Annotated in this window: 9 protein-coding genes and 1 pseudogene; 6 read left to right on the top strand and 4 right to left on the bottom strand. The window is 36.3% G+C overall.

The window, feature by feature from the left end; translation table 11 throughout:
* Window positions 1-14 precede the first annotated feature (14 nt).
* The 3 genes and pseudogenes from BSG1_RS05635 to BSG1_RS05625 all read left to right on the top strand — a co-directional run bounded on the left by BSG1_RS05635 (window position 15) and on the right by BSG1_RS05625 (window position 3,008).
* Window positions 15-320, top strand: a complete 306-nt coding sequence (locus BSG1_RS05635; RefSeq protein ID WP_044022476.1) for a metalloregulator ArsR/SmtB family transcription factor — start codon at window positions 15-17, stop codon at window positions 318-320.
* 108 nt (window positions 321-428) lie between these two features.
* Window positions 429-2,498, top strand: a pseudogene (locus tag BSG1_RS05630) (heavy metal translocating P-type ATPase); the annotation flags it as partial.
* Between the two features lie 282 nt (window positions 2,499-2,780).
* Window positions 2,781-3,008, top strand: coding sequence for a hypothetical protein (locus tag BSG1_RS05625; RefSeq protein WP_156791410.1), 228 nt, complete (start codon window positions 2,781-2,783; stop codon window positions 3,006-3,008).
* A 1,059-nt stretch (window positions 3,009-4,067) separates the two neighbouring features.
* On the opposite strand, the gene BSG1_RS05620 is transcribed toward BSG1_RS05625, so the two are convergent.
* Both BSG1_RS05620 and BSG1_RS05615 read right to left on the bottom strand, forming a co-directional pair.
* Complete coding sequence (locus BSG1_RS05620; RefSeq protein ID WP_156791409.1) at window positions 4,068-5,003, bottom strand: amidohydrolase family protein; 936 nt, start codon at window positions 5,001-5,003, stop codon at window positions 4,068-4,070.
* 672 nt (window positions 5,004-5,675) lie between these two features.
* A complete protein-coding gene (locus BSG1_RS05615; protein ID WP_006835960.1) occupies window positions 5,676-6,209 on the bottom strand; it encodes a 2,4'-dihydroxyacetophenone dioxygenase family protein in 534 nt (177 codons plus the stop codon).
* Window positions 6,210-6,435: 226 nt separating this feature from the next.
* On the opposite strand from BSG1_RS05615, the gene BSG1_RS05610 reads away from it, so the two are divergent.
* Window positions 6,436-9,228 (top strand): BTAD domain-containing putative transcriptional regulator, encoded by a 2,793-nt coding sequence (locus tag BSG1_RS05610; protein WP_006835959.1) that lies wholly within the window; start codon window positions 6,436-6,438, stop codon window positions 9,226-9,228.
* A 499-nt stretch (window positions 9,229-9,727) separates the two neighbouring features.
* On the opposite strand, the gene istB is transcribed toward BSG1_RS05610, so the two are convergent.
* Window positions 9,728-10,477 carry an IS21-like element helper ATPase IstB gene (gene istB / locus BSG1_RS05600; RefSeq protein ID WP_006835957.1) on the bottom strand — a complete coding sequence of 250 codons (750 nt, stop codon included), beginning with the start codon at window positions 10,475-10,477 and terminating at the stop codon, window positions 9,728-9,730.
* Window positions 10,474-12,024 carry an IS21 family transposase gene (gene istA, locus BSG1_RS05595; RefSeq protein ID WP_006835956.1) on the bottom strand — a complete coding sequence of 517 codons (1,551 nt, stop codon included), beginning with the start codon at window positions 12,022-12,024 and terminating at the stop codon, window positions 10,474-10,476. Before istA ends, istB begins: the two co-directional genes overlap by 4 nt.
* A 1,148-nt stretch (window positions 12,025-13,172) precedes the next feature.
* On the opposite strand from istA, the gene BSG1_RS05590 reads away from it, so the two are divergent.
* On the top strand, window positions 13,173-13,889 hold the full coding sequence (locus BSG1_RS05590) for a GntR family transcriptional regulator (protein WP_006835955.1): 717 nt from the start codon (window positions 13,173-13,175) through the stop codon (window positions 13,887-13,889).
* A 161-nt stretch (window positions 13,890-14,050) separates the two neighbouring features.
* Complete coding sequence (locus BSG1_RS05585) at window positions 14,051-15,115, top strand: Ldh family oxidoreductase (protein WP_006835954.1); 1,065 nt, start codon at window positions 14,051-14,053, stop codon at window positions 15,113-15,115.
* Window positions 15,116-15,140 lie beyond the last annotated feature (25 nt).

Below are 15,140 nucleotides of genomic sequence, written 5' to 3'. Positions count from 1 at the left end.
TAAAAGGGATTGATATGGAAACAAAAGTTAAGTTCCTGCAAGGTTTTGCTCATAAAATGAGAATTCAAATCCTGGAGTGTATCAAAGAGGAAGAAAAAACGGTATCTCAGATTGTCCAAGACTTGGATGGCAGCCAGTCCAGTATCTCTCAACATATTTCTTGTCTAAAAGGCTGCGGCTTGATTGTCGGCAGACAGGAAGGGAAGTACGTCTACTATAGTTTAAGCAATCAAAAAGTGAGAGACTTATTAACCATGTTCGATGTCGTGCTTGAAGAAGTCCAAAGTGACGTTGCTTGCTGTGAAAATCATATCGGTTGAATTGGAAATAATAAAGATTTTTTTGGATAGGAGGAAAATAACATGACAACAGAAGAAAAGACTGTTTCAGCACCTCGCACAACGTACTTATTGTCAGGTCTTCATTGAGCAGGCTGTGCTGCTCAGGTTGAGCAGAGAGTTTCTGAATTACCTGGTACCATAAATGCAACTATAAACTTTGGTGCCTCTAATTTAATCGTAGAGGGTGAAGTCCCTCACGAAAAGGTCATAAAGGAAGCTGAAAAAGAAGGCGTAACCGCCAAGCCTATGGGTATGAAAAATGATGAAGAAGAAGCTAAACCATTCCTTCAAGCCCACAAGGATTCAATAATAACAGGCTTGTCTGCTGTATTGTTTCTGGCAGGCTGGCTAATAGGCTTGGCAGGCTACGAAGAAACAGAAATTTCGCTTTTAGCACTCTCAATTATAATAGGTGGTTATAAAACAGCAAGAAGTGCACTATATGGACTGAAAAAATTAAATTTTGATATGAATGTTTTAATGGCAATTGCCGTTGTTGGTGCTGTAGCAATTGGAGAATGGATAGAGGGCGCATTAGTAGTAATCTTTTTCTCACTAAGCAATACTCTATCTGTCTATACACTAGAGAAAGCTCGTAACTCCATTAAGGCTCTGATGGGGCTTGCACCAAAAGAAGCAGCTATTATTAGAAAAGGGCAAGAATTACGCCTTGAGGTAGAAGATATTCTAGTCGATGATATCATGGTTGTGAAACCTGGTGAAAAAATTGCCATGGATGGTACTATCGTTAAAGGATCCTCATCTATCAATCAAGCGGCCATAACAGGTGAATCAATGCCAGTTGAAAAAGAAGTGGGAAATGAAGTCTATGCCGGTACAATTAACCAGCAAGGATCCATTCAGGTAAAAGTAACAAAACGAGTAGAAGATACAACTTTGGCTAAAATCATCCATCTTGTCCAAGAAGCTCAAGGACAAAGAGCAAAAAGCCAAGAGTATATAGACAAGTTTGCAAAAATTTATACCCCTGTTGTTATTGCGCTGGCTGTATTAATTACGGTTATTCCACCTTTATTCTTTGGAGGAATTTGGAATGATTGGATTTATAGAGGGTTAGCTCTTCTAATTGCCGCTTGTCCATGTGCTCTCGTAATCTCAAGTCCTGTTTCCATCATTTCAGCGATTGGAAATTCCGCTAAAAATGGAGTTTTAATCAAGGGAGGGGTGTTCCTTGAAGAAGCAGGGGCAATCAATGCTATTGCATTCGACAAGACCGGGACACTTACTGTTGGTCGTCCCGAGGTAACAGATATCATTACTATGGAAGGTATCTCTGAAGTAGAATTCTTAGGTATTTCTGCAGCAATTGAAAAATACTCCGAACATCCGTTAGCAGCAGCAATTGTACGTAAAGCAGAGCGTGATAAAATACCATTTTCTGAAGCGGAAGACTTTTCTTCCATTACAGGAAAGGGCGCTAAAGCAATAGTGAATGGGGAAACCTATTATATTGGAAATCCCCGTCTATTTGATGGAATGAGCATTGAACTTAAAGGAATCAAAGTGGATATAGAAAAATTGCATCAACAAGGAAAGACGGCAATGATCCTGGGCACGGAGGATAGAACTTTGGGCGTTATTGCTGTTGCTGATGAAGTACGTGAGCTAAGTAAAGATGCTATTGCCAAGCTTAAAGATTCGGGAATTAAACATACGATCATGCTGACGGGTGATAACCAGGCAACTGCACAGGCAATCGCTGAACAAATTGGTATAGATGATTTCCGTGCTGAATTACTCCCTGAGGACAAAGTAAAAGCTGTTAAAGAACTTCAGAAGAAATACGGCAAAATTGCAATGGTTGGTGATGGCATCAATGATGCACCAGCACTGGCAACATCAAATTTAGGAATTGCAATGGGAGTAGCCGGGACAGATGCAGCCCTCGAAACAGCCGATATTGCTTTAATGGCGGATGATTTAACGAAACTGCCATTTACGGTCAGGTTGAGCAGGGCTACACTAAGAAATATTAAACAAAACATTTGGTTTTCAAACGGAATTAACTTCATTACAATGATACTCATTGTTCCTGGATTTGCTTCACTGCTATTCGTTGCTTTAGCAGATGTATTAGCAGCTGTGCTCGTTGTACTGAATGCAATGAGATTGATGAGAATTAATCCGTTAAAGTAAATACTGAAATTACCATCAAGCATGAAGTTACAATTATTAAGGAAGAGTGAGTATGAGGTAAAAACAAAAAGAGTATCTGATCTTCAAAAAAGAAGACCAGATACTCTTTTTATTTCTCTTCATTATATAGACAAATGGGAAAGAATTTATCAGCGGAAAGTGTTGCTTTTAAGACAATTAAGCGAAGACAGGCATCTCTGTCGAGTATATTTAGTTTTTACCAAGGGTTAGGAACCATAAAAAGCAATCCATTTAAAGTTGCTGAGATTCCAGACGGATTCATTGGGCATAATTCAAGAGCGTTGGAAAAAACTTGATGAGGAAGAGAGAATAAACTTAGGAGTAACTATTGGCATTCTGTTTTTCACTGGACTCAGTGGCCATGCTTTATCCCACATAAAAGTTAATGACGTTGATATAGATAAAGAATGGATTCTTTATGAGCCGGACAAGTTAAACAGCAAACTAAAGCCTCAATGTTTTCCAATCCCACAAACGACTTATGCATGAAATCAAACAGCATATCAACAACTATGTTCTTCAACCAGATGATCAGCTGTTACATGGATTGGCAGGAAAGCCGCTTCGATATAAACAGATCAACTTCATACCAATAAAATAAATAAAGTGCTCGGCTCGAAAGGAGAAAATACGTAACTCCTCACGGATATCGATGCTCGATTGCTACGGTTTTAGGTGAAAGAGTTAATATTGAAAGAGATAATATAAAGTATCATCATGGGGTGAAGGGGGGGAGGAGGGGGTGGGCTCAGGCGAAATTTTAAACTGAACTTAGGAGATCCGCCGGCGGACAGACCTTGGTTTGGCATAATGTTGCAGGGTCTGCTGCTGTATAAAGCGGTGCACAAGTGAGAGAATTTGCCTGTAGAGAACACTCGTTCGCTCGATGTCCTGGAGGGAGCTCAGAAAGCGAATTAAATCGGTTTAAACACTGGACATGTTTGGAATAAATTGTGTCATTTAGAGGTTATAGCAAAAAAATATCCAAAGGCTGCTAAAATACAATGAATCGGATCCCGTTAAGCTTGATTACCTAATAGACACGGATGGCGAAGGGGTACCTGATTATAGTGAACCCGTTCTCGGTACCGATCCAAATAATAAAAAATGCGGATAAAGATGGCCTTACAGATAATGAGGAACTTACCTCCACTTTTAGAGAAGTTGCTGCGATTATTGTGGTTATTCGCTGAAAGAGTAAGTCCAATAACTTATAAAATCGAAAGAACCCTCTGGCTGAATTTTTTCATCAAATATTCAATTTTAGTGTTTTTATTAATTGATAATTTGTGCTACTAACATAGATTATAAGAACTAGAATATCTATGCGAATGGAGCCAGATTGAGGAGTTACTTCGAAATTGCAAGGAATTGTACAAAACCGCAGAGCAGTAATGCACCACTCTGCAATCTTTATACATTAAAGGTATAAGAGGTTCCAATTGTTTAATTTAATTGAGATTTTTAGCCGTGATAACTTGATTATATAAAATAATGCTATAGAATATTATATTTTTTTGAATTATACATTCTCTTAAAGGCAGGATCTCAACTCTTTATCAAGTTCATAAAATTTTTCCCTAGAATAAATTCCTTATTTTCTTGAGGAATATCTAAAGAATCAATCCAGCTCATTTTATCCGAGTAATCATACTCATTAAAATTTTTCATTCCATATGGGCCATCGCAGCCATACAATACCTTTCGAAATCCAAGTGCCTGAACTACATTTCTTACGATAGAGGGTGTAAGGTAATCACTTGAAGTGTCCACATAAACATTGGATTTTTCCTTTGCGTATTGCCACAGGCTTTTCCAAAAAGGAAGTCCTGCATGAGCATAAATAACTTTTAGATTGGGATATTTGTCAGGTAAGTATCTGTAGGAATCTGGTTCTGAAGATAGATGTATAATCATTGGGAGGTCTCTTTTTTGGCATAAGTATCCAATGGAATCAAGCTTTTTAATACTATACATATGCATAAATGGATGGGCTTTTACACCGATAAAACCAGGTAGGTTAAGGTATGTTTCTAACGTCTCCACAGATTCTTGAACAGTGGGGTTAACGGCTGCCCATCCTAGAAAACGATCAGGATAGCTTTTTATTGCATTTGCTACAAGGTCATTATTTGGCTCGGAAAAAATCTTAAAGCTTCCATTCACTTTAAAGTAACCATCTTTAACTAATCCGTCATAAATCTTAAAACCTACTCTGGGGAAATTTAAGATTAAAAAGCGGAATAAGCGGTGAAGGTTATCCTGGTATTTACTTTCTTTTTCAAACATAGTTTCATTAACAGGTGGAATTAATGCTGTTTTCTTAACATTGTTTTTATCCATTTCTTCAATCATTTTATCTAGCGATAACATCGTTTCATCAACATGGAAGTGGCAATCAATAATCATTTGTAATCTCATTCGACCTTTCTTATTAGAATTAATTAGTTTACTTGTTTTTATTTTAATTATATATACTTCCACATTCTAATTCATGAAGAAATTTAGGCTGAAATTTAATTTTTGAAATATTGTGTACCAAAACGCATGGCGCAATGATACTAGGTAAAGCGGTGAGGAGGGAAGCCACTTTTTCTCGCCCCTTTTTAAATAGGCATTCATTCCTCGCGGTTGGGTTGCTTTTGTCCGCCTTCATTCCAATATCATGCTCGCCTGGGTAAGTCTGATGTTCTAGTAAGGAAGCTTAATACTTATATAGTAATGTAATCCTGATGGAGTAATGGGAGGAGGGAGGCGTTTCTTCCTAGGCATATGGGAGCGGAAAAGCTTTTGGACCTCTTACTAGGGCATGTGCATTGGAAACAGGACATTTTCTATGAGGCACGCATATACTATTTATCAGAAAATTGATATTCACCAATCAGCACATCCTCTAGGGCGGAGTCCGTTTTTTTAGGAAAGAAGGTACTGGATCAATAAACTTTAATCAGAAGAAATTCCCATAAGGCTAACATATAATCAGGATCCAGCGAAACGGGAACACATGTTAGTCTTGTTTCGACATATAAAAAGCACCTCCCTTGAATAAAATGATTCATGCATCGTACCAGGAGGTGCTTATAGCATTATATTTTGTTTGTGTAAAGGATTACAGTGGTTTGGTTGATTAGTATTAAATTGTTTACGAATAAATGTCTACTTATGGAGACTTGTTGTGCTATGAGTGTAGTCAACTACAGTCGTATATTCAACTGCATTATTGTCTCGGGCCATGTAATAATGAAGTCTAGCATCAGCCATCACAGCTAAGTTCCCATCATCATCATAACCTCCAATTGGTCCATGCGAAACAGCAAACATTGTTACGCCTTCAGGGGAAGTGAAAGGTTCATGAATCGCTCCAGCACTCTCACATGTATAATATCCTTTGTAACCCTTATCATCGCTATCTTCATAATAAAAACCGCCCTCAAGAATAAAAGCTTCGGTATTATGAAGGTGCCAGTGTACTGCTGCTTTAACGCCTGGATCTACTTGTAATAATAGTGTGAAATTCCCAGATACTAAGTCACACATTAATAATTTAAATCGAGTACCTGGCATTAACCAATCTGTCCACGGTATCAGATCTGGATTAACGAAGTCACGATGGTCTCCTTTAGGTGTATTGCCAGGATTTTTCATCCAAAACATAGGGTTAAATTTGTTCGTCGTGTCATTGTTAGACATAATAAAAGCCTCCCTTAATATGAATAAGTGTAAGGTGAAAGAGAAGTAAGAATTGATTCCCTCTCTATTACTAATTTCATCTTACTAATAAAATCTTACTACAACCTTACTAAAGCGCTTACAAAGTAGTTGTAAAAAGAATAAAAATTAGATATAATTTTAAAAAAATCAGAATATTAAGTCAAAAAGGGTGTATGTTATTGAAAAAGGAGCAGAAGGTTAATCAATGATATATTCGACAGTTCTTTCTGTTAAGGAAAAAATACTTGTCCGTGAACGACTTTTTTTAAAGCTTAATAAATATCCCACAAAGAAAGTTATTGCATTGACTGGTGGTACGGGATATGGAAAAACATCACTCATTTCCTCCTACATACTTCAACAAAAAATAGAGTATCTTTGGTATTCAATTGATCGTTCATCTAATAATCTTTCAGAATTAATCCATACCATTGAACAAGATATACAAAATATAAGAGGTAATATTCAAATTTCTGGTTCTCATTTAATTAAAGAGAAAATAAGTTCTTCGTTCATCGACAATAAAGATTCATTGTGGATCGTTATAGATGGAATGGATATATTGCATATTAATGATGAAGAAATAAGATTATTTGTTTCTTATATGAGTCAATTTCCATCAACCATTACATTTGTATTAATTGGGAGAAGGCTCCCATCGACATTTCCCACAAGTCGTATGAAATTACAAGGTGATTTATTGCACCTTACTCAAAAAGATTTAGCGTTAACAAAGGATGAAACACAGACATTGCTACGTTCAATATATCATGTAAATCTTTCTGATTATGAGATTGAACGTAGCTATAATGAAATGGAAGGGTGGCCGGCAGGTATTACATTGTTTGCCGGAATTATAAAAGAGTACCCCATGTTAGAACGAGAAAAATTTGTAGAGCACCTTCATGAAAGTGAGGATATTTCTCATTATTTAGCTAACGAAATAATAGGGAAACTTCCAAAAGACCTTCAGACCTTTCTTTATTATTGTTCATTATCTTGCGAGATTGAACGAGAGATACTAAAAGAATTTCAACCAGATGTATTAGTAGATCAATGGATAGATACATTAAAAAGCTTACAACTATTTCTATATGAAGGGTCATTAGGAAACTATCGGTTACATGAGTTAATTCGTAGATTTTTATATAAAAAGATGGAAGAAGAATGGGGTAAAGCTAAAGTTGTATTGTTACATAAGGATTTAGCTAATCTCTATAAAAAGAAATATCGTTTTATCGAGGCGTTTTCTCAATTTCTGGCTGCAGGAGAAGATGTGTTAGCTGTGGAAATGATAAAACATATGGCTGAAAGGTATGAATCTGAACAATTCCTTCGTCTGATGAATGGATGGTTAGAAAAGTGGTCCCCCTCGCTAAATCTATCTCAAATAAGTTTATTTTTATTTCGTGCAACTCCTATTAATCATACTAAGAAGTTAATTGAACCACTCAAAATCTCGTTGGAAAGGAATGAAAATAAAAGTAAAAGTACACTCATGAAACTTCAGCATCGTTTGGCAACCATATATTTTTATGCTGGGAACTTGGAAAAGGCGTTAGTTGCTTATAAAGAAAGCCTTGGTTTTTCATATGAAACAAATGATGTAAGAATGATTGCTTTGAATACGAGTATGATTGCACAAACTTATCGTTTTATGAATGAGGAAGAAAAAGCCCTTTCATTAGCTAAGGAAGCCTTGGCAATGGCTGAAATGACAGGTTTTGAGCAAGCTCAAATGCATGCCTTATGGACTTTATCGGAAGTTATGATGAATAGAGGGCAAATTGAAAAAGGTCGTCGTTTTGCTGAGCAAGCAATTGATGTTTCTACCAAGTGTGATCAAGCAGCTGTTGTTTATCCTTATTGTAGTATGAGTACCTATTTTTTAAAAATAGGGAATATAGAAAAGGCATTAGAATGGTGTAATCGAGCCCTTCTACATGCTGAAAAATTTGGTATTCAAGCTGATATGGCCTGGGTGTTTATGGGAATGGCCGTATGTTATGAAGAGATGAATAAGATAAACATTGCAGAAAAATATTTATTGAAAGCAGAAAAGTGTTTTAAAAACTTTAACTATTTACACTGCATTGTTCAAATGCGCTTAATTGAAGTTCTTTTAAAACAAGAAAAGTTGAAAGAAGCATGTGTATTAATTGAAAATGCGAATTCTACCATTAAAGAGTATGAATATGAGTGGCTTAAGACACGAAAGAGAACTGAGCAAATTGAGGGAAGGAAGCCGATCATTAATGTGAAAATGATGGGGTCACTTGTTATAACAATTAATGATGAACCTATAAAAATAAAGAGAAAGTCTAGTTTGCGTTTGTTTTTACTATTCCTTGTCCATTATGGAAAGAGGTGGTCAAAAGAAGAAATTATAGGTAAACTTTTTCCAGATGAAAGTGAGGAAGCTGCAAGCAACCAATTCTATGTTGCCCTTTCTGTACTTCGTAAAACGTTAGAACCTAACCTTAAATCAGGTCGGAACTCGAAATATATTGAGAAAGAAAGTTCCTGGTACAAATTTAATGAAGAAAGTATTAATTTTGACTTAAAAGAACTAGAAACCATTCTTTTGATCAGTCCTTCAACGAGTAGTGAGCAAAATCTAAATGAAATTTTATCTAATTATAAAGGTGATTTACTCGAAGAATATTTATACGAGGAGTTTATAAGTCAAAGACGTGATGAAGTTCGTGAATTATTTCTTAATAGAATAAAGTCCTATGCAATTAGATACCAGAACAACAAACCAGAAACTGCTATTTTTCTGTATGACTATTTAATTAAGATTGATCCGTATGATGAACAAAATTACAAACAGTATATCCAACTACTAGCAAATCATGGATACAAAGGGAAAGCAAAGAAAATAGGGCTGAAAGCAATTGATGCTTTAGAGAAAGATCTAGGTATACCTATAAAAAAAGAAATCGATGAAATATTAGCGGCATGTATGTTGATAGAAGATAGTAAGGGTTGCACCTAAGCTAAAGTGTATTATGCTTTCCCATTTCCTTCACATGAAATGGGAGCAGGTGGAAATATAAATACAGTTCTGCTGCAAATACAATGGTTGTTGAGGTGATATATTTTATCAAATGCCATCGTTATGTGAATACAGCCAAGGGATTTTACCACCCTTGCCATCTTTTTTACCACTCTTCGCCAAGGAATTTACCAGGCTACGCCAACGCATTTACCAGTACATAAAAAAGCCCTAAAGATTAACATTCTAGTAATCTTGTAGAGCTTTATTTTAAATTAACTACTTAGAGTGGTTACTGAAGTAATTGAAGATTATCTTTCTAGTCCCTTCAAATATATCTTGCTCAGTCCAGCTATAAGGAACAGGTTCCTCCCCGTATACCTCTAAAAGCTTTTCATTTAGTTCCTTTGGGAAGGGAATCCAGGTTTTATAACCCACCCAATAATAGTATTCTTCAATCTTCTGAATCTCTGTTGGGGTTAATGTGGGCATATCAAGGTTACCTTCCTAACCCATGACGCTCACGCATAGAAACTTCTCCATCTAGTAGAATTTGATAGGAGTCATGAATAATACGATCTAAGATTGCTTCCGCAATCGTTTCATTTCCTAGCTTTAAATGCCATCCACTAGGATCAATCTGTGAACAGAATATAGTGGAACCCACCTTATGACGAGCTTCTGTAATTTCCAAGAGGATTGCTGCTTCATCTGTTGTTAAATCTGTTAATAGCCACTCATCTAGGATAAGGAGGTCTACTTTCGTATATTTTTTTATGCTCTTCCGATAACTTCCGTCGGCTGCTAATTTAGCGAGTGACAGCTCATCCAGTAATTCTGGTAACCGAATATATTTAACGTTAAAAAACTGACGACAGGCAGATACTCCGAAGGCAGTAGCTAAGAATGACTTTCCTGAACCAGTAGGTCCTTTTAATATAATGTTGTGACTATCAAGGATATAAGTACAACTGGCCAACTTCAAAATCAGTTCTTTGTTTAGTCTTCGATCCTCATGATATTCAAGGTCTTCAATACATGCATTGGAGTTAAGAAAAGTCGCCGTTTTGATTAACCGTTGAAGCTTATTACTCTTTCGGCGGGCATGTTCTAAATCGACAAGTAAACTAAAACGATCTTCAAAAGTCATTTTTTGAAATTCTTTATTCGCTGCTTGTTCCTTATAGGATTCTGCCATCCCACTTAATTTCATCTCGATTAATTTGGTTAATGTTTGTTCATTCATCATTTATCCGTTCCCCCATAGTAAGAAGCTCCACGTGTAAAGCCAAAATTATTTGTGTTTATTTCTGTTTTCCGTTTTAATTCTTGTTCTGCGTCATTCTTTTTGTTAGTCTTCAGTACCGTTTGAATACTCTTGACCGTTGGTCTTTTAGTCATTGAGAGTACCATCTTACAAGCACGTTCAATCTCGTATTTCGTATATCTACGCTCAAACTTCTTCAAAGAAAATATAGATTGTAGGGCTAGCTTCTCTGTTTGTGAAGTATCTAGAAGATAACGAATGACACTTAACGTTGATTCTCCGATATTTTCTGCCCATTCAACCGCAGCTTCTGAGGTTTGATCAACGAATAACTTGTGATTATCTGGCATATGGTCGTGAATGGTGGTAGTCTGTCCGAATTTCCCATATAATCGTTTATGAGAGGCAATTCTCATATGATTAAAAAATACTTCTATGAGGTTATCGGACACTCTCACCTCGACTTCTCGATTGATATATTCGTATGGTACGGAATAAAACATACTATCGAAAGAAACGTGATAGTCAGGTGCTACAGTTGTCTTTTTCCATTCAGACATTTTATAAGGTGCTGTTGGAAGGGGAGAAAGCGCAAATTTCTCCTCTTCTTCAAATGCAGACAAACGAGACCCTTTTTTCCGAGTGAAGGGTCTTTTATTAAATTCATCTAATTTCTTCCTAACCTCTTCGTTCAATTCATCGATTGTGAAGCAATGCGTATTTCTTAATGCTGCAATAATCCAGGTAGAGATCACTCCAACCGAACCTTCTACACTAGCTTTATCTTTTGGGGTACGCACCCTCGCCGGCATGACGACAGTGTTGTAGTAGTCCGCCATCTCTTTGTAAGCAGGATTCAATATCAATTCACGGGTCGTATGCTTCGTAACGCTCGTTTTCAGGTTGTCTGGAACGACAATCTGAGTCGTGCCACCAAAATACTTATAGGCATTATTGTGAAGTGTAATCCATGAATGAGAATCCATAGATAAGCTTGCTTCTGCATATGAAAATTGGCTGCACGGAAGGGTCCCAACGAACACATAGGCTTTTACCTTTTCTCCAGTATCTCTATCAATGATGAAAGCTGTGGAACCCGCCCAATCGACTTCCATGATTTCGCCCGGTTTTCTTCGAATACGTAAGGTAGCTTTGTACTTATCTGCATAATTGCTGTAATGACGCAAAAAACTACGATAAGAATATGGAATCTTCTGGCTAGCTCTACATTCAGCTTCATATTCATGGTGGAGAAGAGAAAGTGTGACATTGGGCTTTGCCAACTCTTCATGAATATAGTCAAAATTCAAGGGGTGTCGACCTGAAGCCTCCAGTGTCTTCTCAGGAAAAAGAAATTCCTCAATCCACTTATCCGTCATTTCTTCCTCTAACGGACAGACTAACCCTTTCTTTTCGGCAAGGCCGATGATCTCTGTTACTTTTTGACGAGAATGACCAGTACTTGAGGCAATGCCCCTAAGGCTGATGCCCTCATCGTGTAATTCCAATATCTTTCGATAATGAATCATACAAAAATACCTCCTGAATAATAATGGCACGCCCGAAGGTGTGCTCAATAATTATACAGAAGGTATAGTGGTAAACAGCTTGTCATTTGCTGGTACATTTCTTGTCACTAGGTGGTAAATAGAATGTCAAAAGTGGTACATTTCACTGGCCGTATTCATTCTGATTACGTCTTTGAAATGTACCACTTTTGACATAGTATTTACCACCAAATGACAAAAAGAGTACCACAGAATGACAGACTGTTTACCACTATATAGATTAACCGTTGTATTACGTAGTAGACGTATACTGTGCAACAAAATCGACTTTAAACGAAAGCTCAATGCGGACTTGAAGATCCTCCTGTTAAAGAAAAAATCGGTATAAATGATGCCATCCATGCTTGTTTAAACCTAGAAAAGAATTAATCCTAAGGACTAAAAAGTTAAATTAATAATATCATTGATGAAAGAATGAGATATCCTTTAGAGATTGCAGTGATCAAGATTACGGATATTCTATCGGAAGTTATAGAGTTCCGGTATTACTGATTATTTATACTAATAGAAGGGAGGAAATTTATAGTAGTAATTTGAAGCAGAGAGTGTTTGTTGGCTAGTTTGTGAAAGAATGGGTCCCTCAGCAGAGTATTTAAGTAATTATCTTAATAAAATAATACTATCCCAAACATAAGTATTGATACTATATTTAAAGCTGTCGCTAATTTTGAATCATTGATAAAAGGTACTAGCGGTGGGGGGAGAGTAGATTCCCTAATATAAATATGTTTTTTCATGGGTTAAAAATCCTTTCATATAAACCTTCCAGAAACTTCAACACGCATGCAAGTGAAGCGGACGTACTACCGCCAAAGTATGAATCGAGGGTACAGTAGATATATTAGATAAACACGAATTCTATATATGGCAAAAAGTGTTGGACCTGTTTGAAGGAAAGAGGAAGGGTATTTCATTAAAAAGGATAAAGGTGTATAATATAAATGATATATCAGATATCAAAAATATGAAGTAACTCAATAGCAATTCATTTTAAATAAGCAAAATTAGTTTTTGGTAACTTGTTTAATTAACAGAAGTTAAAAAAATAGTACATTCTTATAAAAGTCTGGTAAAACAAGCTAAGCTTTTATAGAGGGGAGAACGTGGATATGGAGAAGAAGAGTGTCCATGAAAAGATAAGTGAGCAGTCAAGATCTATTAGAGAATTAATTTATGAAGTATTAAAAGAAGGTATTTTGAATGGAAATTATGAACCAGGGGAGCATTTGAGGGAAAGAGAGCTCGCAACAGAGTTTAATGTTAGTACGACCCCTATTAAAGAAGCGTTAAGACAGCTTGGTAAAGAAGGATTGGTAGTTACAAAAGCAAGAAAGGGCACATTTGTGTCTAATAGTGTAATGTCTTCTGTCGAGGAAATAACATTAGCAAGGGCGGCTTTAGAGGGTGTTGCAGCAGGGTTGGCTGCCCTAAAAAGAACAGAAAAGGAATTAGAGGAGTTACAGTCATATATTCAACGCATGAAAGAATATACTGAGAAAAAAGATAGTGAAAAGCTGGAGAAAATCAATGGCTTATTCCATGATGCTATTCGGAATGCAGCAAAGAATGATTATATCTCTCATCAAATAGAATCAGTCCGTTCTTTTGATCAATTTATTAGAAAAAAGGCTTTATCAGACAAGGAAGAGCATACTCGTGCTTTTGAGGAGCATTTACTCATCTTTACAAACATTAAAGAAATGAATGGTGAAGGTGCAGAGAATGCGATGAGATCACATATTAATCGCACGAAAAAATTTGCATTGGGTAAAACAACAGGGGATTCAAATAATGTTCCTATAGCTTTCTCTGAAACAAGAACGTAAGAGAAAGGGAATAGTAGTATGGTATTATAAAGAATTTTCAGTAAAATTAGATAATTATAACTTGACTGTAAATTATTCTTTAGTGTAAAATATGTGATATATCAGATTTCAAATATTATATTTAATATATGAAACTATTATAAAAATTTGAGGTGAGAGTTATGAACCAGGTTGTCATGTCATCCAGTGATCTGGAGAAATATTGTTCGGACGTTTTACAAAAAAGCTTACCGAAAAACGAATCAGAGATAATTGCTAAATCTTTAGTTGACGCGGATTTATTAGGTGTCCATTCTCATGGTGTTTCAAGGTTAACGGATTATTTGAAAAGAATGGAAGAAGGCCTGATTGAATGTAAGACAGAAATTAATTTAGTTAATGATAGTAATACAACAGCACTTTATGATGCAAATAATGGTTGGGGTCAAGTAGTGTCAAACTTGGCTATGGAGCAAGCGATTGAAAAGGCTTTAAAACATGGTACAGGTTTTGTAGGTGTGAAAAATTCTAATCATTTTGGTACAGCATCTTATTACACAAGAATGGCCGCCGAAAAAGGATGTATTGGGATTGCAATGACTAACGGTTCAGCAATAATGGTCCCATTTGGTTCAATGGAGCCTTCATTAGGTACCAACCCATTATCAATATCAATACCTGTGGGCCAAGGGAAAGATCCGGTCATGTTAGATATGGCTACAAGTAATGTGGCAAGAGGAAAAATTATTCTAGCTAACAAAAATAACGAAAGTATTCCTGAAGGATGGGCTATTACAAAAGATGGTAAACAAACAACTGATGCGAAAGAAGCATTAGAAGGTTTTGTTCTTCCTATGGGTCCTAAAGGCTCTGGATTAGCAATTATCATTGATATTTTAAGTGGAGTGCTTACTGGAGCTCTTTTCGGAGCAGACATCCCAAAAATGTATGGCGATCCTGATCCGCAGCGTCTTGGTCATTTCTTTGGTGCAATTAATGTAGATAACTTTGTAGGTAAAGAAGAATTTTACAAGAATATGGAGAAAAAAGTTAAAGAAACGGTTGAAAGTAAGCCAAGTGAAGGATTTGATAGGGTTTTCATGCCTGGTGAAATAGAGTTAGATCGAAAAAAGCAGAGAGAACAGGATGGAGTACCATTGTCGAAAGATATTTTTAAAGAGTTAGAAGCCACAGGTGAAAAATACGGAGTTAATATCGCTGAATATTTAAAAGAGACTTCTAAATAGATGTTAGAAAATAGGAGGTAATACT

Origin of the sequence: Bacillus sp. SG-1 (assembly GCF_000181495.1) — a bacterium.
Taxonomy (GTDB): Bacteria; Bacillota; Bacilli; order Bacillales; family Bacillaceae_B; genus Rossellomorea.
The sequence above is the reverse complement of the archived record's forward strand: the minus strand, read 5'-3'. Positions and strand labels throughout refer to the sequence as shown.